Annotated in this window: 1 protein-coding gene; it reads left to right on the forward strand. The window is 65.7% G+C overall.

Annotated features, from left to right (window positions below; all coding sequences use genetic code 11):
* Positions 1 to 481: MaoC family dehydratase N-terminal domain-containing protein (locus HX846_RS33220; protein WP_178967050.1), on the forward strand; the 481-nt coding region annotated here is incomplete at both ends.

Genomic DNA, 481 nt, shown 5'->3' on the forward strand with positions numbered 1-481 from the left:
CCCGCCGATAATCGCAACCGCATGTGGGCCGGCGGGCGCATCGAGTTCTTCCATGCATTGCGTGCCGGTGAGGCCGCCACCCGCGTTTCGACCATCACCCAGGTGGAAGAAAAAACCGGTCGCACCGGCTCGTTGTTGTTCGTCACCGTGCGCCACGACTATTCCCAGGACGGCCGCCTGGCCCTGCGCGAAGAACAGGACATCGTCTACCGCGAACCCACGCCGCCCAAGCAGGGCAGTGGTGACGCGCCCCCCGAAGGCGCCTGGCGTGAAGCGGTCGACCCGACGCCAACCCTGTTGTTCCGCTACAGCGCCGTAACCTTCAACGGCCACCGCATTCATTACGACTACCCCTATGTCACCGGCACCGAAGGTTATTCGGGGCTGGTGGTGCACGGGCCGCTGATCGCCACCTTGAGCCTGCGCGCATTTTGCCGCGCCAACCCCGCGGCCACGTTGCGCCGTTTCTCGTATCGCGGCG

Origin of the sequence: Pseudomonas sp. K5002 (genome assembly GCF_013386655.1) — a bacterium.
Taxonomy (GTDB): Bacteria; Pseudomonadota; Gammaproteobacteria; order Pseudomonadales; family Pseudomonadaceae; genus Aquipseudomonas.